The 20531-nt window shown below is 55.1% G+C and carries 13 protein-coding genes, 4 pseudogenes and 1 other annotated feature; of the genes and pseudogenes, 7 read left to right on the top strand and 10 right to left on the bottom strand.

The annotated features are described in order from the left end of the window. The first annotated feature begins 53 nt into the window (after positions 1 to 53). Positions 54 to 1284, top strand: a pseudogene (locus K5Q35_RS21440) (IS3 family transposase). Beyond that, positions 382 to 488, top strand: a sequence feature (AL1L pseudoknot). Its footprint overlaps the pseudogene before it by 107 nt. Before the next feature lie 150 nt (positions 1285 to 1434). On the opposite strand, the gene K5Q35_RS21435 reads toward K5Q35_RS21440, so the two are convergent. After that, positions 1435 to 2850 carry an O-antigen ligase gene (locus tag K5Q35_RS21435; protein ID WP_220801297.1) on the bottom strand — a complete coding sequence of 472 codons (1416 nt, stop codon included), beginning with the start codon at positions 2848 to 2850 and terminating at the stop codon, positions 1435 to 1437. 130 nt (positions 2851 to 2980) lie between these two features. On the opposite strand from K5Q35_RS21435, the gene K5Q35_RS21430 reads away from it, so the two are divergent. Continuing rightward, positions 2981 to 4339, top strand: coding sequence for an oligosaccharide flippase family protein (locus K5Q35_RS21430; RefSeq protein WP_220801296.1), 1359 nt, complete (start codon positions 2981 to 2983; stop codon positions 4337 to 4339). Between the two features lie 161 nt (positions 4340 to 4500). Here the strand turns inward: K5Q35_RS21430 and K5Q35_RS21425 are convergent, their stop codons facing one another. From K5Q35_RS21425 to galE, 3 genes are read right to left on the bottom strand one after another with little or no spacing between them, the layout of a single operon-like run. Further along, positions 4501 to 6081, bottom strand: a complete 1581-nt coding sequence (locus tag K5Q35_RS21425) for a glycosyltransferase (protein ID WP_220801295.1) — start codon at positions 6079 to 6081, stop codon at positions 4501 to 4503. Continuing rightward, positions 6078 to 6839: a WecB/TagA/CpsF family glycosyltransferase gene (locus K5Q35_RS21420; protein ID WP_220801294.1), complete on the bottom strand. Its 762-nt coding sequence runs from the start codon at positions 6837 to 6839 to the stop codon at positions 6078 to 6080. The genes K5Q35_RS21425 and K5Q35_RS21420 overlap by 4 nt, the downstream gene beginning before the upstream one ends. A gap of 48 nt (positions 6840 to 6887) precedes the next feature. Continuing rightward, positions 6888 to 7871 carry a UDP-glucose 4-epimerase GalE gene (gene galE, locus K5Q35_RS21415; protein WP_220801293.1) on the bottom strand — a complete coding sequence of 328 codons (984 nt, stop codon included), beginning with the start codon at positions 7869 to 7871 and terminating at the stop codon, positions 6888 to 6890. A gap of 370 nt (positions 7872 to 8241) precedes the next feature. Between galE and K5Q35_RS22805 the strand changes: the two genes are divergently transcribed. Together K5Q35_RS22805 and K5Q35_RS21405 are read left to right on the top strand one after the other, a co-directional pair. Next, positions 8242 to 9198, top strand: coding sequence for a hypothetical protein (locus K5Q35_RS22805; RefSeq protein WP_259650627.1), 957 nt, complete (start codon positions 8242 to 8244; stop codon positions 9196 to 9198). 67 nt (positions 9199 to 9265) lie between these two features. Then, positions 9266 to 10098 (top strand): annotated as a pseudogene (locus K5Q35_RS21405) (IS3 family transposase); the annotation flags it as partial. Positions 10099 to 10359: 261 nt separating this feature from the next. Here K5Q35_RS21405 and K5Q35_RS21400 read toward each other — a convergent pair. Next, positions 10360 to 11592 (bottom strand): IS110 family transposase, encoded by a 1233-nt coding sequence (locus K5Q35_RS21400; RefSeq protein WP_220801292.1) that lies wholly within the window; start codon positions 11590 to 11592, stop codon positions 10360 to 10362. A gap of 137 nt (positions 11593 to 11729) precedes the next feature. Here K5Q35_RS21400 and K5Q35_RS21395 point away from each other — a divergent pair. Then, a pseudogene (locus K5Q35_RS21395) lies at positions 11730 to 12023 on the top strand (integrase core domain-containing protein); the annotation flags it as partial. Between the two features lie 178 nt (positions 12024 to 12201). Here K5Q35_RS21395 and K5Q35_RS21390 read toward each other — a convergent pair. Beyond that, positions 12202 to 12834: a sulfotransferase family protein gene (locus tag K5Q35_RS21390; protein ID WP_220801291.1), complete on the bottom strand. Its 633-nt coding sequence runs from the start codon at positions 12832 to 12834 to the stop codon at positions 12202 to 12204. Between the two features lie 427 nt (positions 12835 to 13261). On the opposite strand from K5Q35_RS21390, the gene K5Q35_RS21385 reads away from it, so the two are divergent. Both K5Q35_RS21385 and K5Q35_RS21380 read left to right on the top strand, forming a co-directional pair. Continuing rightward, on the top strand, positions 13262 to 14239 hold the full coding sequence (locus K5Q35_RS21385; RefSeq protein WP_220801290.1) for an IS5 family transposase: 978 nt from the start codon (positions 13262 to 13264) through the stop codon (positions 14237 to 14239). 375 nt (positions 14240 to 14614) lie between these two features. Continuing rightward, positions 14615 to 15046, top strand: a complete 432-nt coding sequence (locus tag K5Q35_RS21380; RefSeq protein WP_220801289.1) for a transposase — start codon at positions 14615 to 14617, stop codon at positions 15044 to 15046. 183 nt (positions 15047 to 15229) lie between these two features. Here the strand turns inward: K5Q35_RS21380 and K5Q35_RS21375 are convergent, their stop codons facing one another. The 4 genes and pseudogenes from K5Q35_RS21375 to K5Q35_RS21360 all read right to left on the bottom strand — a co-directional run bounded on the left by K5Q35_RS21375 (position 15230) and on the right by K5Q35_RS21360 (position 20145). Next, positions 15230 to 16948, bottom strand: a complete 1719-nt coding sequence (locus K5Q35_RS21375) for a bifunctional sulfate adenylyltransferase/adenylylsulfate kinase (protein ID WP_220801288.1) — start codon at positions 16946 to 16948, stop codon at positions 15230 to 15232. Between the two features lie 214 nt (positions 16949 to 17162). Then, entirely contained in the window at positions 17163 to 17792 is a 630-nt protein-coding gene (locus K5Q35_RS21370) for a hypothetical protein (protein WP_220801287.1), read from the bottom strand. Between the two features lie 217 nt (positions 17793 to 18009). Next, positions 18010 to 18648, bottom strand: a pseudogene (locus K5Q35_RS21365) (Tn3 family transposase); the annotation flags it as partial. A 495-nt stretch (positions 18649 to 19143) separates the two neighbouring features. After that, positions 19144 to 20145 carry an NAD-dependent epimerase/dehydratase family protein gene (locus K5Q35_RS21360; RefSeq protein WP_220801286.1) on the bottom strand — a complete coding sequence of 334 codons (1002 nt, stop codon included), beginning with the start codon at positions 20143 to 20145 and terminating at the stop codon, positions 19144 to 19146. Between the last annotated feature and the right edge of the window lie 386 nt (positions 20146 to 20531).

The following is a 20531-nucleotide window of genomic DNA, read 5'->3' as shown; positions in this document are numbered from 1 at the left end:
TGAACCGCGCCGGGTTTGCTGGAGGCTCCAACTCATGAGTAGGATGGAGCATCATGGACAAGACAACAAACAAGTATACGCCAGAAGTCCGCGAACGTGCGGTGCGGATGGTTTTGAATGGCGAAGGGCAGCATGAGAGCCGGTGGGCTGCGATTGTGTCGATTTCGGCGAAGATAGGCTGTGCGCCGCAAACACTGAACGAATGGGTGAAGAAGGTAGAGGTCGATACCGGCCAGCGCGGCGTGGTCACAACTGAGCAAGCCGAGAAGATGAAGGTGCTGGAACGCGAGAACCGTGAGCTGAAGCAAGCCAACGAGATCCTTCGCAAAGCGTCCGCATATTTTGCCCCCCTCTCGCGCATGTAAACATGCGCTGCCGGGCAGCGGGACGGAGCTCGAACGCCCATTCAAGAAATGATCCGCTTTATCAACGATCACCGCGCGGATCATGGGGTCGAGCCGATTTGCAGGGTCCTGCCGATTGCCCCAGCCACGTGTCTCATGATCATTTGGCCAAGCAGGCTGATCCTTCGCGTCTGTCGGATCGCGCAAAACGTGACGAAGAACTGAAGCCTGAGATAAGACGGGTCTTTGAGGAGAACCTGAAGGTCTATGGCGTGCGTAAAGTTTGGCACCAGATGCGCAGAGAAGGCTTTGACATTGCGCGCTGCACCGTTGCCAGACTGATGAAGGATATTGGCATCGAAGGCGTCATTCGCGGCAAGAAGCCAAGAACAACCGTACCTGACAAAGCGCTGCCCTGCCCATTGGATCGCGTGAACCGACAGTTCCGTGCGCCCGCACCCAACGTTCTATGGGTAAGTGATTTTACGTATGTTGCAACGTGGCAGGGGTTCGTCTACGTAGCCTTTGTCATCGACGTCTTTGCACGCAGGATCGTTGGCTGGCGCGCAAGCCGTACAGCCAATGCAGGCTTTGTTCTGGATGCTTTGGAACAGGCCATTCATCAACGCAGGCCAGAACAAGATCAACTGGTGCACCACTCGGATCGCGGATCGCAAGGCGGATTCAACCGGTCGTCGCAACACCTTCGATCATATCCTTTTTGAGCAGCCGGTCGAGAGCTTCTGCCGGTGTTTGCCAACCCAGTGTTTTGCGAGGGCGCGGGCCATGGCGAGGCTTTGAGGCCGTCGAATACGCCACACTAGAATGGGTCGACTGGTTCAACAATCGCCGCCTGCTGGAACCTATCGGGAATATCCCGCCAGCCGAAGCAGAGGCAAACTTCTACGCAGCTCTGGAAAGATCAGACATGGCCGCGTAACTCAGACAAATCAGCCTCCGGCAAAGGCGAGGGTGAAACTGATCTCGTCTACCGCCACAGGCTGACGCAAAAGCAATCATCGGTTGGAGCTCCCACGTGGGGACAACGCAACGCTTACAGAAAACTAGGGGTGCCTCAGTTCTTGTCAGGCTAGGTCCGGACTGGCCGAGGTGGAAAGCGCGTATAAGTCGAAGAAGCTGGAAGCTTTGTATTCTTAGACGAGACATCATCGTTATCTGCCAAGGCTATGAAACGGTATTGCAGAAATCCAGCCAACGCACCGCTCAGAAACCATCCCAAAGGGCTGAGCGCGGAGTTCGGCACAAGATAGATGAGGTTAGCAGCCGTAATCAGAGCAATTCCCGCAGTTTCAGGCGGAATGTCCCGTTTTCTCGCACTCCGCCACAGCATGACCACCGGCAAGATCAATATGCCAAAAAATGATACATACCCAATCCATCCAGACTGCCCCAAAACGATGATCCACAAACCATCGGTGACTGAGATATCTCGCCCTTGCTCGTCATATATGCGGTTCCTACCCCAACTACCCCACCCAAACAATGGTTTCTCTGAGGCGCGCTCCATCAGCTTGTCCTCGTGATGCAAACGAAACATGAAAGAACCAGCGCGGTCCTCTGATATTCCTGTTGTAAACTCCGAAATCTGATCAAGAGGGATGAGGTTTGCCTGTCGAGCCGCGGGATAGCTGACAAACACAATGGCGATCAAAGCAGCAATACGCACCTGCAGTCCGATGCGCAGAAAAACGAGTGGCAAAAACATGAGTGCAAGGCCCAGAGCCCCCAAATTGCGGCTTAGAGCAAGAATCGCCAGTAGAAAAATACACGCTATCAGCCATTTCCCTGGCGCCGGATAGGCAGAGTTGCGCGACATGGCCGCTGCGGCTAGCACTGTCGTCAGGATGAACAAACCTACCGAAAGCCCGTGTTGAAGGAAAACTTTGGCACGGAAACTGCCTCCCCGGATGTGTTGGGCAAAGGAATGCTGATGATATCCGTATACCCAGTTATTCAATTGTGGGCTGAGCCGTGCCTCAATCAAAATAAAGAATGCATAGATCAACCCTGCCAAGACCAGAGAATTCAGGATGAAACGATGATCTTCCGGCGTTCTAAAGAAACGATATGCCAGAAAGAAAGGTACGATCAGGACAATATTCTTGACGATGCTGCTTATAATATCCCGCACACCGAGCCCTGTGATCATGAGCGGCCCGATAATCAAGGGCGCGCGATTATCAAGCACAGTCATGACTTGGCTGAGGAATAATAGCCCGATGAGACCGAAAAGTACAAACCTGAATGCCCTGTTTGTCTCTCTAAACGACCCTGTTTCCGGTTGGCGGCCTCGTTGCCGTGTATTTTCTCTGAACAGGATGAGGCACATCAAGATCGCAAATACCGTGATAGAGCGTTTGTCCACTGGTGGCACCAGTGGAAAGTCGATGCTAAAACGCTCAGGCAGTAAGAGGTAGCCCCACAGCAAACCCGCCAGCAAGGCTGACTTAAGCGGTAGGCTCTTGAACAGAGCAATCGTGATCACGGGCCAGCTTAGAATGGCTATAATGGGCGGCAACACGGTTTTAGTACACTTTTCAAGATTTATGGGAACTGGTGGTTAACGTACCGTGAGTATATAGCAAAACAGTGAAGCAAAGACAAAAGGTGGTCATGTGATCAGTTGGGTGAAGTCACGGCTGATGCGCGATGGGCTTGGGGCACGTGCCTTGCGCGGTACCTTGTCTACGGTACTGTTGATGGGTGGCGGGCATATTGTCCGGTTTGCTTCCAATCTAGTGCTTACGCGCCTGCTGTTTCCAGAGGCTTTCGGACTAATTGCGCTGATTCATGTTATCATTATCGGGCTCGAGATGTTCTCAACCTTTGGTCTGAGAGCCTCTGTCATGCAGAGCCCTCGCGGTGAGGATCCTGATTTTTTGAACACCGCTTGGACCCTTCAACTGATCCGAGGTATCTTACTTTGGCTGGTAGTCTGCGCGCTCGCCCCGACATTTGCCAACTTCTACGATCAGCCTTTGCTGGTACAAATGCTACCTGTCGCCGCTGTCTCACTTGTTATAGCAGGCGCCTTTCCAACAAAAATATTAAGTGCGCAACGCAATCTGCAATTGGGGAAGTACAGCATGTTGACCCTGATCAGTCAGGTCCTTGGTGTAGTTCTTTTATGCGTTATGGCTTTTTTCTTCAGATCAGTTTGGGCCTTGGTGATTGGTAGCGTTACCTCACAGTTAATTAGGTTCGTGGTCTATGCGCGTTTTTTCCCAGGGCATAGAAACAGGTTGCGATTGGAAAAGCAGGCCCTGCGGGAGGTTATGCAACTCGGTAAATATCTGTTTCTAAGTACAGTTGCTAGTTATGTGATCACGCAAAGTGACAGGGCAGTGTTGGGCCTTTTCGTTCCTATCGACCTTTTGGGCATTTACGGGATCGCTTTTGCACTGAGCACGCTGCCGTTAACGTTGGCGGCAGCTATCGCCAGCTCTGTGGTATTCCCACTATACCGACTACGCCATCCAGCAACGCATCCCAGTAACCAACTCAAGATTTTTCGGACCCGTCGGCTGATCGCAGCAGCTGCGCTGGCCCTAAGTTGCAGCCTGGCATATTGTGCCCCCTGGTTGATTGAAGTCCTATATGATGATCGTTATGTGCTCGCTGGGCCAATCAGCGTTTTACTCAGCATAGCAAGTGTCCCGCTAATCGTACTGAATGGGGCGATGAATGCCGCGCTGAGCAAGGGAGACAGCCTACGGTTCATGATTATGAATGTAGCTACCGCCACATGCCAACTGGCCCTAATCTATGGTGCGGTCCAGTCCTTTGGGGTTGCGGGTGCAGCGCTGGCTATTGGAGTGGCACCACTTCTTACATACCCTCTTCTTGTGGTGTTCCTGCGTCGCTATCAAAACTGGGACCCGCTTGGTGAACTGGGATTGATGGGGCTCGGCTTCACGATCTCCGCTGGTGCTGTCTGGCTTCACTGGGATGCGATACAACTGCTTATTTCGTGAGACCCGCAAACGGGGGGGCAGCACTATGAGTGGCAGCACTAACTTCCCCAAAAAAGGCCTTTGAAAACTCCCTAATATTAGCGGCGACACATTACAATGTACTTCGTCGGTTACCTCGGCGCCTCTCCGGTGGTACGTCAGATTCTGATTGCTTTAGCTACTTACTTGCGGCTTTTGCGTGGCTTCACACGCAGGGGCCGCGCGGGAACGCCGCCGACGGTGCTGCCCTTTGCAACGTCCCGGCAAACGACAGCATTCGCCCCAATTACCGCGTTCTCACCGACATGAATTCTCCCAATAATCACGGCACCGGCACCGATATCGACTCCGTTCCCAATCGAGGGGCGACCCTGTAAGTCAGCTACTGAGGCGATGCCAATGGTAGTATTTTGTCGGATGATGACATCATCCCCAATCCGTTCGGCGACAAGGATCATCCCGCCGAAATGTTCCAGCTTCACGCGCCGTCCGACGATGACCGCAAAAGGCAGATCTATTCCACCCATCCACTGGCTGAGCTTGTACGTGATGCGGTAGATCAGTGTCAGTGGTGCTCGGACGAGCTTGTGTCGCACCGACATCCGCAGGTTGCCGAAGCGGTGCCAGAAAAGCGCCCAGAATCCTTGCGAAAAAAAATCACTCTCATGTGTACGAAAATCCTCAGCGACCAGTGCTAGAAACCCGATCTCGGAGGGGTTTGTGTTAATATAACCGCGTTCAGCCTCGGTGAAAACGCGCCGCGGCACAAAGCGCGCCATCTCTGCGTCATAAACCAGATCGCGTCTGAGGCCTGAGAGAGGTCCGATCACCATCTGCATCTGATCGCGGAAAAATGAAAGCGGCAGGGGCGAGGGTTTGCGGCGCAACACGCCGATAATCCGCCCGACCCCCGCCGACCCCAACATAGCCAGCGCCATGGCCAGTGTCCGCCGCCGCCCCAGCGATTTTGAAAAATAATGCCGCCAGGACCGGTAGAGATAGGAAGGACGGCGGCGGCGCTCCGCAGCCCCGCTTCGCACGCCTGTGGCGGCCCCTTCGTGGTGCAGCACTCGCGCTTGCGGGCAGTAACGGACCTTATGACCCGCAACTGTAAGTCGCCGCATAAGGTCCACTTCTTCGTAATAGAGGAAAAAGACCGGGTCGAAGAAACCCACCGCCTTCAGCGGCGCAAAGCGAAAGAGCACGGCGGCCCCCGCAACCCAATCGACCTCGCCCGCGGGGGTCTCGGGCGGTAGCGCCTCGATACGTGTCCGCAAAAGGCGCAAGGCAGGCCCAAAGTGCATGGCTTTTGCAACTTCACTACGCGGTGTGGGGAAATGGAATGCCGCGCTGACAGGACCTCCGGAAGGTAATGAAATACCGGACCCTGTCGCGGCAGCCTCCGGATGCGCCTCGAGGTCTTGCGCCAGCAAATCGATTGCCTCGTTCTGAAGCTGGGCATCGGGGTTGAGCAGTAGCACAAACTCCGGTGCAGTCTCCTGCTCTGTCAGGTGGTGCAGGACCACATTGCAACCGCGCCCAAAGCCGTGGTTTTCTGTCTCTGGATATAGGGTGACGTGATCCTGCCATCCTCGCGCCTCAATGGCTTTGGCCAGCACCACCGCGTCATTCTCCGGTGAAGCATTATCAACCACATGGATTTCGACATGGCGACCACCATGATCGCGTGAGATAACGCTTTCAACTGCTTCAAGTGTCAACTCGGCAGTCGCGTAGTTTACAATGATGACAGCAACACTCATGGCCTGCGTCCCAGCATGATTGCGCGCAGTGTCAGGCCCGGCATCGCGAGAATACACGCGCCGTAGCGGGCGGCGAGGCGGCGGGGGTCGGACAGCATGCGCCAGATCCATTCCCCTGCAATTGCGCGCACCCATTTCGGTGCCCGTTTTTGCGCGCCTGAGATAAAATCAAGCCCGGCGCCGATGGAGAGAAACCCGGCCTGCGGCAGCGCTTCTTGCGCGCGCGCGGCAAAGCGTTCCTGTTTCGGCGCGCCAAGCGCCAGAAACACCAGCCCTGCGCCACTTTCACCAATCGCCCTGATCGCCTCATCTGCGCCCGGCCCGTCAGGGTCAAACCCCATGGGCGGGGCCAGCCGCAACACGACACGCAGACCCGGATGTTTTGCCTCCAGCGCCTCAGCGGCCTCGGTCAGGGACGCATCAGTTGCCCCGAAAAGTGCCACTTTAGTGCCTGTTTCCACAGCCAGAGCCACCACAGGGTCGATCAGCTCAGACCCCGGGATCAGCGCCACGTCGCGCTGCCCGGCAAGCCGACAGAGCCACACGATCGGATTGCCATCAGCGGTCACATGGGTGTGGCGCGCATAAGCCGCCTGAAACAGCGGATCGCGCCCCAGCTTGACCACATGATCAAGGTTCAGCGTCGCCACGGAAAACCCCGCCTGCGCTTCAAACCGCGCGCGCAAATCCTCCAGCAGGCCCGCCCGCTCCGGCACCGTCACCACGACAGGCGCTTTATCCGTGCTCCAGTTCATCATCACATCACCGATAGGGCGTTTTTCTTTCCAAACCGTCAAGGGGACGGATCAGCCGCGATACCCGTTAGGATGCGCCCTGTGCCAGGCCCAGGCGGTGGCGATATTGGCTTCGATATCGCTGTATTCCGGCACCCAGCCCAGTTTGGTGCGCAGCTTGGTGGCGTCGGCTACCAGCTTGGGCGGATCGCCGGGGCGGCGGGCGGCCATCTCGCGCGGGATCTTTTGGCCCGTGACACGTTCACAGGCCTCGATGATCTGCATGACCGATTGCCCGTTGCCGGTGCCGATGTTGAAAATCTCATCGGTGCCCACTTCGGTGGCCTCAATCGCCAGCATATGCGCCGAGGCCAGATCGCGGGTGTGCACATAATCGCGGATACAAGTACCGTCAGGGGTCGGATAGTCATCACCAAAAACCATGATCTTGTCGCGCTGCCCTAAAGGCACCTGCAAAACCAGCGGAATAAGGTGGCTTTCAGGCGTATGATCTTCGCCGTGTCGCCCGTCCGCATCCGCCCCGCTCGCGTTGAAATAGCGCAGCAGCGTGAACCCCATGCCGTAAGCATGGGCGAAATCGCGGATCATCCATTCCACCGCCAGCTTAGTACGGGCGTAAGGTGAAAAGGGATCAAGCGGCGTGGCCTCGGACATGGTATCCGCCTCGGCCATGCCATAGGTCGCGCAGGTCGAGGAAAAGAGCAGCCGGTTCACCCCCGCCGCGCGCATCGCGTTCAGCAGGCTGAGCGTGCCACTGACGTTGTTGCGGTAGTAATATTCGGGGTTTTCGACGCTTTCGCCCACATAGGTCGCGGCGGCGAAATGCATGACGGCATCGGCACCAAAATCCCTGAGCATCTGAGTCAGCAGGGCGGTATCAGCGATGTCGCCTTCCACAAAGGCATGGCCGTCCATTGCCTGTTCATGCCCCATGACCAGACTGTCATAGGCCATGACGTCATGGCCCTGTTCAGCCACATAGCGCAGACAAGCACTGCCCACATAGCCTGCCCCACCGGTGATTAGAATTTTCATGTGCGATCCTTGTCAGAACTGTCATAGCCGACGGCAGGCGGAGGCGCCCGCGCACGCAAAGCGATTGAACACATGCGGGAATGCCGGCCACCGGACTGTCGTGGCAGGCTCTAGCATGGGAAAATCCGTTACCATAGCCCGGCGGGATAAAAATGCTGGGACAATCGGCGGGTTGATGCGCATCCCGGAAAAGAGCGCCGGATTTTACGGCAGGTTTGGAGGAGGGGCTGTCGCGTCATGGCCTGAAAACACAACATCCAGAGATCGCCTATTAATAGAAAAATAATTTCTGAACTCATATTATGGTTGCATGCGCCTCATAGGGCGTTCGCCTTCGGTACGAGGTGGCACATTCAACCAGAGTGAGGGCATGCAAGCCGAACCCCAAATTCTCATTCACGTGGGCCTGCACAAATGTGGCAGCACATGGTTGCAAAAGCAGCTTTTTTGCCGACCCGATTATGGTTTCAGCGCGCCCTGGGGGGCGATGTCACACCGGGCGGTCACGGAATTTGCCGCACTTGATCCGCTGTGCTTTGATGCCGCGGTGAGCCGTGCCGCCTTTGATGCGGCCTTACATGCAGACCGGAGCGATGCGCCCGTTGCCGTGATCAGCCACGAGGCCCTGTCCTCGCTCCCGCATCACGGGAAATACTATGCGCCCTATGTGGCGGACCGGCTACACCAGACCTTCCCAAGGGCAAAGGTTCTGCTGATCTTTCGCGAACAGACCTCGATCATTTATTCGCTATACGGCGAATATGTCCGTAACGGCGGGCAGCACAGTTTTGAGCAATTCATCGGTACAGGAAAAGAGCCCCCCGGCTGGGCCCCGCTGTGCCGGTTGTCCTTTTTCGAATACGACCGTTTGTTGCAGATGTACCGCGATGTTTTTGGTGTGGAAAATGTATTGGCCCTGCCGCTGGAACTGATGAAGTCAAAACCGCATGTATTTACACAGCGGATTTTTACATTTCCCGACCTGCCGCTGCAACAGCCCGACACCGCCCGGAAATCAAACACGGGATGGGGTGCCCTGACGGTGGAGTTTTACCGTTTGACCAACGGGGTCATCCGTAAATATCCTCTGAGCCCGTCCGCGTCATGGCTCTTTCAGCTCCGTTTCAAATTGGTGCAGCGTATAGATAGACTTGTCCCGCGCAGCTGGCACGAGCGCGCAGAAAACCGCAAACGTGCTGCTCTTAAATCCCGAATTGAGGATATCTTTCTACAAAGCAACACTCGATTGGCCAAAATGGTGGATATAGACCTTAACGCTCTGGGCTACTTGGGGTCGAGTGCGGCTGAGTGCTCAATCCCCCTTTAAGCGCCTTCGTCTGATCCTCCCCCACTGAAGAGGTCCGCCCCTATAATTAGGAAACGGAGGATCAAAGATGGGAATCAAGCGACACAAGCCGGAAGAGATTGTCACGAAGCTACGGCAGGTTGAGGTGCTGTGCGGCCAAGGGATGCCGCGGATCGATGCGATCAGGCAGGTTCAGATAACGGAACAAACGTTCTATCGCTGGCGTAAGCAATATGGCGGTATGGGAACCGACCAACTGAAGGAGCTCAAACGGCTTCAGAAGGAGAATGACCGGTTGCGGCGTGCCGTATCGGACCTGACGCTGGACAAGCTGATCCTGTCTGAGGCTGCACGGGGAAACTACTGAGCCCTTCGCGTCGTCGTGCCTGCATTGAGCATGTGCGCAGCCAGTTCCATATCTCTGAGCGTCGTGCTTGTCGCGTCCCGGGGCAGCACCGATCCACACAAAGGCGGGTGCCGGTTGGGCGCGCTGCCGAGGACAAGCTGGTTGCCGACATGATCGAGCTGGCTCGCCAGTATGGTCGATACGGGTATCGTCGGATTGCCGCCCTGCTTAGAGACGCTGGATGGCTGGTGAACGACAAGCGTGTCGAGCGTCTGTGGCGACTTGAAGGGCTTAAAGTGCCAATGAAACAACCTAAGAAAGGGAGGCTCTGGCTCAACGATGGCTCATGCGTTCGGCTGCGACCTGAGCATCGTGACCATGTCTGGTCGTATGACTTTGTGCATCATCGAACCGAGGATGGAAAGGCGTTCCGGACGCTCAATATCTTGGATGAACACAGCCGGGAATGTCTGGCAATCCGGGCGAAACGGAAGCTGAACTCGGCAGAGGTCATCGATGCGTTGACGGACCTGTTCATCTTGCGTGGCGTTCCAGCCTACATCAGGTCGGACAACGTCCTATGCGCGGAAAAACTGGTTGATTTGGCATCAGGTCATTGTCGTATCGAGGTGCTTCGACACGTTCAGAAAATGCCTCAGTTCGGCTTTTTGGTCAACGACAGTCTCTCCCATAACAAACACAGAGTACGCTTTTGCGGCTCTCACCGTCCTTAAGACGAGATCATCGGGTCGCTAACACAGAAGGCCTGAACATTATCTACGAGGTCAGTTGTCTGCCTCCACGGCCCTTACAGAGAAAGGTCCTTCTGTGATCAATCACCCCTCAAAGAAGGGGCGATAGGGTTCGCCATGTTTGATGATCCCGTGAACAGTACGGGCCATCTTCGCAGCGATTGCGGTATATGCCTTTCGGCGCAAATGGGTGTTTTGTCGGTCCTTGGCGATGTAGCGCTCGAACTTGTCACGGAAGCTGTTGGTACGTTGGAGAATGGCAACCTGGCCCGCCATCCACAGGGTGCGGCGCAAGCGGGCATTCCCGTATTTTGACAGCTTGGTTTGGCCATGGAATGTGCCGGACTGGATGGTTGCCAGGTCCATACTGCAGAACTTCAGAAATTGCCGGTGGTGTCCAAAGCGGCGCAAGTCGCCAGCTTCTGCGAGGATGGTCAGGGCGTTTATCGGGCCGATCCCAGGTATTGATGTCAGCAACTGATAATCAGGCAGATCTTTGAGAAGCGCGACGGCGCGAGCTTCGATTTGATTGCGTTGCGCTATGAGACTGCGACCTTCTCCAAGAACCAAGCGGAACATACTGATAGCATCAGAATCTGGGGCAGCCGGCAATCCTACAGAAGACTTGGCTGTCTCGTAAATATCTCCAAGCAAACGCTCTTTCGCGACCTTGCGCCCCACAACATCCCAAGCGTCAGTGGTGAATGCGTCCTTGCCCATGGCGGTGATAATGTGCGGCGATGGATAGCGTTCAAGGAATGCAAAGAACCAATCACTGCGCGAGCTGCGATGAAAGCGGTCAGCTTCGGGAAAGTACAACGGCAAATAATGTGTCAGCACGCGGTGCCAAAGCTCGGTCTTTGACTTGGAGATGATATCATGGGTTTTGGACAGCTCTTGAATGTCGTTCGTACCCTGCACCAGTGGGTCATGGTAAAACTGCTCGTTCCCGATCTCCATCATATGCAGGATGACTTGCGCGTCCTTGGGATCGTTCTTGTCCCAGCTGTTGTTGAGTGCTTCCCGCGTACGCGCCAAAGCAACCGACGACACGAGCTTTACCTCAAAGCCTGCGGTTGCCAGATGGTACGCCAAGACCCGGTGATAATTACCGGTCGCCTCAAAGGCTACACGAACTGGACGTCCGTATTCCTTCAACGCGGTGACGAGGCGGTTAAAGTCGGCAAGGCTGTTCAAGACGGTTAAACGGCGTCGGCGTTTCTTATCTGGAACAGCAATCAAAACTTCATGCCGCGCTTTGGCAATGTCGATGGCAACCAAAACAGGTGTATCTTGTGCAATAGTCATCTCGGTCATAGTCGGTCTCCTTTGCGGTGTGGTTTGTGCAAAACCACTGTAGGGACCTGAGACCCGGCTATGACCACCTGCTGCGCTATTTGACGGCTGCGCAGGCAATCATAGCCTCTCAATCAGCGTTATTCCGAAGGTGTTACGGCACTGAGTTCACCAGCATGGCGATCCTCAAGTGGGTTCAGGATACAGGCATCGATTGGCACTACATCGCGCCTGGAAAGCCCCAGCAGAACGGCTTCATTGAAAGCTACAACCGCAAGCTCAGAGATGAACTGCTGAACGGGGAGGTCTTCTACAGCTTGCGGGAAGCGCAAATCCTGATTGAACAATGGAGGAAACACTACAACACCAAACGACCCCACAGTGCTCTGGGTTATCGCCCACCCGCTCCGGAAACCATCGTCCCGATGGAACCCAGGCCAATCATGCACTAACATTCAAACTGGACCACTCAGGTGGGGCTGATCATCATGATCGTATTCGATGTCAGTTCTGTTCCGTTGTCGCTGACCACCAAGCAGGGATAGCCATGCATCCGGCCCGTTCACCGACGAGTAATGCGACAACTTCTTCAAAGCCGCAGGATACCGAACCGATCAAACGCGACACGCTCTAATTTCCACGAACCCTAACATTAGATCTTGGGAAAGGGCTATCCGGGATCGGGCGATCAACAATTTTGCACAATTCATTCCATCCATCACCCCCACAAATATCTAACTCATGAAATTTTGGATGCTTTGCAAAGTGTCGACGTACGGCTTCATTGTGGGTTCTGAATGCTTCAAGGTAACAGCTTTCTTCAAATACGTTACTGCCATACATGTGTTTGTCTAGAGCGATGCTTTGGCGAAAACGGGATTGATGTTTCGCACGATTATAAGCCGGTAAACTGAAGTGTTTTCGTGCTGATACAAGCCACTCTCTTTCGTTTCGAACCGTCAATACAAATATTGCATTTGGAAAACGCGCCCCTAGTTCCTTGTAAAGACATGCAACGGGTAAATCTGCCATTGCTTCATAGTCTTCGATCCACCATGGCCACGTTAGGTGAACTGCCGAACCTTTTATTCGAGAAATCGGAGCATAGTGGATAGACTTGAAGCCTAGAATTTCTAATGCATCACACAGTGATGTCGTAGCAGTTTTTGACAATCCAACACCAAAAATACGGGGCTGTTGAGGATTCGATTGCCTCAGAATTTGCAGCTTAATACGACGGAAGACAGAGTTGGAAATTCTCAAAATTACCCCACTAAAAATTTATTTGAGGCTCGTTCCTACACCTGATGTGGCAGCTCAGTCAACTGAGTAAAGTACTAAAGCGTGACAGGTCCATTCAACACGTCTGGTCGTGTCGAAAAGCTCAAAAACGCTTTTGAGAGTGTAGGCTTCCGCCTCTATTCGCAATGAGGTGCCCCTAGTTTCTTAGACACCTGCCTTTTTCAGTTTGAGCTGTCTTTCTTCGAAGTCAACGGGTGCCAGCATGCCGTTGTTCGTATGCTTGCGCTTTGGGTTGTAGAACAGTTCGATATGAACCGCGCCGGGTTTGCTGGAGGCTCCAACTCATGAGTAGGATGGAGCATCATGAACAAGACAACAAACGGCGTTGTTGCATGGACCCCCGGCCCACTGACATCGGATGCGGTCTGTTCGCTGGAGGATGCTGTAAATGCCGCACAAGTTCAACGCCGATCATCGTGACAAGATCCCCAAGCAAAAGCATCGGGTGACCAACTGGTCTGAGTACAACGAGGGCCTGCGGCGGCGCGGTGATCTGATGGTTTGGATTGGTGAAGAGGCGCTCGGCCTGTGGGCGGCACCTCGTCGAATGACGCCGGGCGGACAAGCACGTTATTCGGACCTTGCGATTGAGCTTTGCCTGACGCTGGGAGTGGTTTTCCACCAACCGTTGCGCCAGACCCAAGGCTTGATGCGGAGCGTTTCGAGACTGCTGGGAATTGGGATCGCAGTGCCGGATTTCTCCACTTTGTCGCGCCGGGGCAATGGGCTGAACTTGTCAGCCAAAGCTGTGGCCAAGAGCGCCAAACCGATACAGCTAGTTGTTGATAGCACCGGTCTGAAAATCTTTGGCGACGGCGAATGGCTTGAGCACAAGCATAAAACAAAGCGCAAACGGCGCTCTTGGCGCAAGCTGCACCTCGGTCTTGATCTTGTCAGCGGGGAGATCGTCTGCTCCGACCTGACCACCGATGTTATCGGCGATCCGACGGCGCTGCCAGATCTCTTGGATCAAGTCGACGGTCCAGTTGATCTGTTCCTCGCGGATGGCGCTTACGACGGAGAACCAACATCTGATTTGCTTGCCGCGCGGTTCGGATCGACGATCGAGGTCACGATCCCACCTCCCAAAAACGTAATACTGAGCCCCAATGCGGCCAAAGATCCAACGGCACGTGACTGCCATATCGCCGAGATCGCAGCCCGCGGGCGGATAGCCTGGCAGAAAGCCGCTGGCTACAATCAACGCAGCCGAGGTGAAACTCTCATGGGGCGCTGGAAAACAATTATTGGGCCCAAGCTAAAGACACGCAACTTTGAAAATCAGAGAACAGAAGCCAAGATTGGCGTCCGGGTTCTCAACCGGATGTCCGGACTGGGCTGCCCAAGATTTGAACGCACCGCCTGAATTCCGTCTCCGGTAGGGCGCGTTCTGAGCTGCAGTTGATCTGTGCAACATGGCCCAATTGCTGCACTTCCCACTCTGTTTTTCCAGCTCATGCCAACATCCCGTTTTCCAATCAATTGCCATTTTCCGTTTCGGGTGTCACCCGACCGTTGTTCTCGAACCAATGGCGAACAAGGTCTCGTCATACAACAACGCAAGGCCAAATATGGGCATCGGCGGGATGACCCCGATGCAGAAACTGAAAGCAGCTTAGGTTCTACTGATGCGCCCCTCTGAAAATGGGGGGATTACCTGTTCACTACGGGTCATTTGAGCTGTTTGCAGAAAATCCGGATATTTCCCTCAGTAAGTTTGGCTTCCGGACAGGTGATCGGTTTGCCCCACAGTTTTTGGTGCTCTCCAGGTACACCGCTCGGGTCAGGGCGCAAAAGGGGGACTCTTTGCCAGGCCATCGAACGCTCTCGTGGCGGCATAACGACAAAGATACTGGCTCTGACAGACGCACTCGGCAACCTCGTCGATTTCTGCCTCATGCCCGGACCGGCTCACGATTTGCGTAAGACTGATACCTTGGTTCGTGATCTGTCTGCGGGGCACTTGTTGGCCGATAGTGCATTCGATGCAGATTGGTTGCGAAATGACCTGCTGGAACGCGACATCATCCCGATCATACCGCCGAAATCTAATCGGAAATTTCCGGCGACGTTCGACAAGGAAACCTACAAATGGCGGCACCTGATCGAAAACTACTTCGGCAAGTTGAAGGAAAACAGAGGGATAGAAATGCGCTCGTGCAAGACAGACTAGAGCTTCAAAGCTTTCATCTCGATTGCAGCGACAATCATCCAGACCCGGTGAACGTCAACAGCCCCTAACCAGCTCAGATGGCGCCCGCGCCATTCATCAACCCACCAGTGGCATGCTTGTCCACTCCGGATGGCCGCTTCTGCCATAACGGGAACGCGGGGTCGCTTGCTCACATCAAACTTTTCATGCACGGGCCGAAATCAGGCCCATGCTCTCCAGCTTCAACAACACCTGATGGGCGCAGTTGTCGACGTCCACATTCTCGGTCTCGACGCTGAGTTCGGGGTTTTCGGGCACGTCATAGGGATCGGAGATGCCAGTGAATTCCTTGATCTTGCCTTCGCGCGCGAGCTTGTACAGCCCCTTGCGGTCGCGGCGTTCGCATTCCTCGATCGACGTCGCCACGTGTACTTCTACAAACGCGCCAAAGGCCTCCACGTCTTCGCGCACGGCGCGGCGGGTGGTGGCGTAGGGTGCGATGGGCGCGCAGATGGCGATGCCGCCATTCTTGGAAATTTCGCTCGCGACATAGCCGATGCGGCGGATGTTCAGATCGCGGTGCTCTTTGCTAAACCCCAGTTCCGAGGACAGGTTTTTGCGCACGATATCGCCATCGAGCAGCGTCACAGGACGCCCGCCCATTTCCATCAGCTTGACCATCAAGGCATTGGCGATGGTGGATTTGCCCGAGCCGGAAAACCCGGTGAAGAACACGGTAAAGCCCTGCTGGTTGCGGGGGGGCCGCGTGCGGCGCAGCTCGGTCACCACCTCGGGGAAAGAGAACCATTCGGGGATCTCAAGACCTTCCTGCAAGCGGCGGCGCAACTCGGTGCCCGAAATGTTCAGGATGGTCACGTCATCCTTGTCCTTGATCTCGTCCATCGGCTCGTATTGGGCGCGTTCCTGCACCCAGACCATATGTTTGAAATCGACCATTTCGATGCCCATTTCTTCCTGATGCGCGCGGAACATGTCCTGCGCGTCATAGGGGCCATAGAAATCATCACCGGCGGAGTTCTTGCCGGGGCCTGCGTGATCGCGGCCCACGATGAAATGGGTGCAGCCGTGGTTCTTGCGGATCAGACCGTGCCAGACCGCCTCACGCGGGCCGGCCATGCGCATGGCAAGGTTCAGCAGGGACATGGAGGTCGTGGCGGCGGGGTATTTGTCCAGCACCGCCTCGTAGCAGCGCACGCGGGTGAAGTGATCGACGTCCCCGGGTTTGGTCATGCCCACGACGGGATGGATCAGCAGGTTGGCTTGTGCCTCGCGCGCCGCGCGGAACGTCAGTTCCTGATGCGCGCGGTGCAGCGGGTTGCGGGTCTGAAACGCCACGACTTTGCGCCAGCCCACTTTGCGGAAATAAGCGCGCAGTTCATTTGGCGTGTCACGACGCGCACGGAAATCATAGTGCACAGGCTGCTGGATGCCGGTCACGGGGCCGCCCAGATAGATCTTGCCTGCGTGGTTATGCAGGTAGTTCACCGCCGGATGCGCAGAATCGTCCGCACCAAAGACTTTTTCCGCCTCATGGGCCTTGTTGGGCTCCCAACGGTCGGTGACGGTCATGGTGGCGAGGATCACACCTTCCTGATCGCGCAGGGCGATGTCCTGCCCGATCTCCAGCCCTTCGGCGAATTTCTCATCCACATCCAGATTGATCGGCATCGGCCAAAGCGCGCCATCAGTGGTGCGCATGGTGTCGACGACGGAATTGTAATCCGCTTCGCTGAGGAACCCCTTGAGCGGATTGAACCCCCCGTTCATCAACAGCTCCAGATCACAGATCTGGCGCGGCGTGAGATCCCAGCTGATCAGGTTGCCAGCCTCTGCTTTCAACTTCTGCGCAGACTCGTAAGAGACATAAAGTTCAGGGATCGGGGCAAGGTTCAAAGCATTCATAACGAAGTCCTAAGGGTCAAAACAGATTTTTCTGCGCCTGCATAATAGCGGGTTCAGGGGTCTTTACGGCGTCCCCGGCCCTCAATTCAAGTGTTTTCGCATGGGCAAGTTGATGTCACAGGCACTGTCTGCAAAATGTCGCTGATCGTGGTGGTGTTTCTCAAAGCAGACAATCGGCCCACGTTTCAGTCAGATGATCCGGTGCAAAATAGGCTTAGGATGCTTTGGCATTCTTTTTAAGTCGCGCCAGCCAAACAACCCCACCAAAGGCTGTAAGGATCAATGGGACGCTTGCGGGCAGGGGCACGGGAGCGATGGCCGTGGCGTCCGGAGGATCAGGCGTTTGCTCGGGTTCCGAGAAGGGCAGCGTGCCTCCGGGTTTATCTCCATTATCGGCCATGAAACTTACCGGTGCAGCTCCTCGACCACGCGCGCGGTCAATTGTGCCCCTGTCTGATAAGAAGACCCTCTCGCCCCGAAAACGCGTGAGCCATCGCACCCGGTCCACCAAGGCCAAGGGTGTCGGATTTTTTGAGCTCGCTGTCTTGCTCAACACCTGCTTTCCCTTGTCCCAACCCGGCGCGAATTTCTTGCTGATGGTCCAGAAGTCCCTAGGTCTATTCCTTTCGCCAAAAGGAGACAGATAGGCCGTGCGGCTGAAGTCCTCATTGATCACAAGCAAAGGCGCGAGATCCCACAATCCAATGTCAATCAAGCTCGAAGACGCAGATTTGTCCATCATTGCCACCGCCGCACGCGTATCAGAGATCGCGGCCAGTGTCGCAGCTGAGGCCCCGCCCGCCAGCATGCTGAGGGTCGCGCAGAAAAACAAACGTCTCAACATCACGCGGGGTCCTCTTTAACAACGATACAGGTTTAACACGCACGAAAGGCACAGCGAGAATGGGCCGCGGACCCTCCCCTTGAGGTTGCAATATACTCTTTTGGGACGCATTTTGGTATCACCCTTGGGGGTGTTGGTTAAGGCTTTGCTACCTCAACCGCGAGCTCATTCCGCACAGTATTCGCGATACCAATCGACGAAATGTTGCGGGCCGATGCGTACGTCTGTCGCCCCAAGACTGGGCCATGGGTAATGCAGATTGCGCTTTTATAACCATGGCCAGCGTTCGATTGATGGCATCGCTTTCAATGTGCCAACGCGACAGGCGCGCGAGTTGGAAATAATCATGCGTGTGGGTGGTTTCGGCCATTTTTCTCAGGCCAAGATTGAGACCTTCGGCGAGTAGCACATTGAGTAACCCAACCCTGTCTTTGCAGGGCGCACCGGTACGGAGATTGGTGAAAGTATCTGTAAAGCCGATGGCGTTGTCCACTTCTAGCGGCATATCGGTGATCCGTACATCGAGTTGACGTCGGTCGAGATCCACAACTAGCCCACCTGCCTCTTCAGGAACGTCATCAGTTAAACGGTCAAGTTTCAGGATGCCGTTTTCAATGGTACCATCCGGAATGACTTAGGCTTTGGAGGCAAAGGCCAGGCGTTTCAACCCATCAGCCATGCGCGCCTTTCGCTCATTCAGCTGTTTGTTTGGGTCTAAAGGAACAGTCAACCGAGGTGTGGCCTTCGCGACTTCAATAGGCAGCAAAGCTTGTTTCAAATCACTGTACCGCCGAGAATTGGCGAGCCAGATGTCGCCGGGTCGAAAGGCATCAGGTAGGTGAGACAGCGCGGAAATGCCCCGAGAGGTGGTAAGCTCATTAATACGCCGCAAAATGATCTACAAAGACAATACAAAACTGAGCCTGACGCGCCAGTGTAAGTTGCTCAAGATCAAAGGGATCGAAACTTACTGTACTATCAAGAAAGCCCAGTCCGGGAACAACGCGCTTAGTGTCCTCAAAAAACTTGGGAGCAGGGGCGGTCATCAAAGAGGAACAGCAGCAGGATATATACAAAAGTAGAACTTTTATGATGATACTCTTCTTGACGGACCTATCGACCAAGGCGGCGTGTCGATGTAGAGCGCAGAAAACGATGAGCCGTTCTGGCAGGACTGGCTGAATGGCAAAAGCAATCGGTGCCCTGCAAACAGGTCTGTGTGGACAAGTTGGCTTCGGTGGAATTGACGGTAGCTGTGACCAACCTTATCCAGATCGTAAAGCGCGCTGAGCTGCCCTCGAGGCCCCATCGTTAACGGCGGGCTTTGGTGCTTTTTGAGTGGCGTGCGCTTTCACGCGTTATAGTAGCTGCGGTACCAATCGACGAAATCTTGTAGGCCTGAGCGGACATCTGTGGCCGGGCGCGCGCCTGTCAGAGTTTGCAGCAGGGAGACATCCGCCCAAGTGGCGGGTACGTCGCCGGGTTGGGCGTCCCGAAACACCTTTTCGGCCTTGCGCCCGCAGGCGGCTTCGATCGCGGCGATGTACTCCATTAGTTTGACTGGCGTGCCATTGCCGATGTTGACCACGCGAAAGGGGGCGACCGGCGAGAGGCTGTCACCCGGCACTGGAGCCTTCGGGTCCGGGATGGCCCCGGCAAGTGCTACGATCCCTGCGACCAGATCGTCGATATAGGTAAAGTCCCGCTGCTGGTTGCCGTGGTTGTAAACCTCGATGGGGTCTCCGTTCAGGATTGCCTTGGTGAATTTGAAGTGCGCCATATCGGGACGCCCCCAGGGGCCGTAGACGGTAAAGAACCGGAACATGGTGATCGGTAGCCCGTAAAGATGCGCATAGGAGTGCGCCATCGCCTCGGTCGCCTTTTTGGTGGCGGCATAGAATGACATCTGCGTGTCGACTTTATGTGTCTCTACATAGGGCATTTCGGTATTGGCGCCGTAGACCGAGGAGGTCGAGGCCAGCAGCGTATGGGCGGGGGGATGCGCGCGCACCGCCTCCAGCAATTCCGCCGTGCCAATGAGGTTTGACTGCACATAAGAAGCCGGGTTGTCGATGGAATAGCGTACTCCGGCTTGGGCGGCCAGATGGATCACAAGCTGAGGCCGGTGATCCTCGAACAGGGTACGCAACAGCCCCGGTGTTTCGAGACGGCCCGTAACGGCAACAAAATCGGACATCTCTTCCAGCATTTTGTGACGGCGCATCTTGAGTGTGACGTCATAGTAATCGGTCAGCGCATCCAGTCCGATCACCCGCCAGCCTTCTTTGAGAAAAGCACGCGCAGTGGAATAGCCAATAAATCCCGCCGAGCCTGTGATGAATGCTGTTTTCATGATGCTTGCGGTGATGGCGGAAAAGCAGATCAAGGGGAAGTCCAAAATTAGCCCTTTGGCTAAGGTCGATGCCTTCTCCTTCCAGCTGTCCTTCATTTACCAACATCACACCTGAATTATGGTTTAATAAAGCTAAGTCTTTGTTTAGATTACCGCATGTCAGGACCAAGGGAAGTCACAACGTTTCCAATACTTTCTTTTGCTGTTCCTGCCGCCTTGGGGGGATCAACGGATTCATCCTCAGCATGAACCACGGCCATATCGCCGAAATCCAACAGGAGGTTCTCGGCAGAGTTCGACAAGGAAACCCACAAATGGCAGCACCTAATCTAAAACTACTTCGGCAAACTGAAGGAAAACAGAGGGATAGCCATGCGCTCTTGTAA

This window comes from Roseobacter sp. OBYS 0001 (genome assembly GCF_019654895.1).
GTDB classification, from domain to species: Bacteria; Pseudomonadota; Alphaproteobacteria; order Rhodobacterales; family Rhodobacteraceae; genus Roseobacter; species Roseobacter litoralis.
This window is presented reverse-complemented; position numbering and strand designations above follow the sequence as displayed.

What these genes read in the sequence shown, in the direction of transcription:
- galE (WP_220801293.1), bottom strand. Translation starts at nt 7,871, where the DNA reads ATGAAAATTCTAATCACCGGTGGGGCAGGCTATGTGGGCAGTGCTTGT.
- K5Q35_RS21360 (WP_220801286.1), bottom strand. Translation starts at nt 20,145, where the DNA reads ATGAAAACAGCATTCATCACAGGCTCGGCGGGATTTATTGGCTATTCC.
- K5Q35_RS21425 (WP_220801295.1), bottom strand. Translation starts at nt 6,081, where the DNA reads ATGAGTGTTGCTGTCATCATTGTAAACTACGCGACTGCCGAGTTGACA.
- K5Q35_RS21370 (WP_220801287.1), bottom strand. Translation starts at nt 17,792, where the DNA reads ATGTTGAGACGTTTGTTTTTCTGCGCGACCCTCAGCATGCTGGCGGGC.
- K5Q35_RS21375 (WP_220801288.1), bottom strand. Translation starts at nt 16,948, where the DNA reads ATGAATGCTTTGAACCTTGCCCCGATCCCTGAACTTTATGTCTCTTAC.
- K5Q35_RS21420 (WP_220801294.1), bottom strand. Translation starts at nt 6,839, where the DNA reads ATGATGAACTGGAGCACGGATAAAGCGCCTGTCGTGGTGACGGTGCCG.
- K5Q35_RS21385 (WP_220801290.1), top strand. Translation starts at nt 13,262, where the DNA reads ATGCCGCACAAGTTCAACGCCGATCATCGTGACAAGATCCCCAAGCAA.
- K5Q35_RS21400 (WP_220801292.1), bottom strand. Translation starts at nt 11,592, where the DNA reads ATGACCGAGATGACTATTGCACAAGATACACCTGTTTTGGTTGCCATC.
- K5Q35_RS22805 (WP_259650627.1), top strand. Translation starts at nt 8,242, where the DNA reads ATGCAAGCCGAACCCCAAATTCTCATTCACGTGGGCCTGCACAAATGT.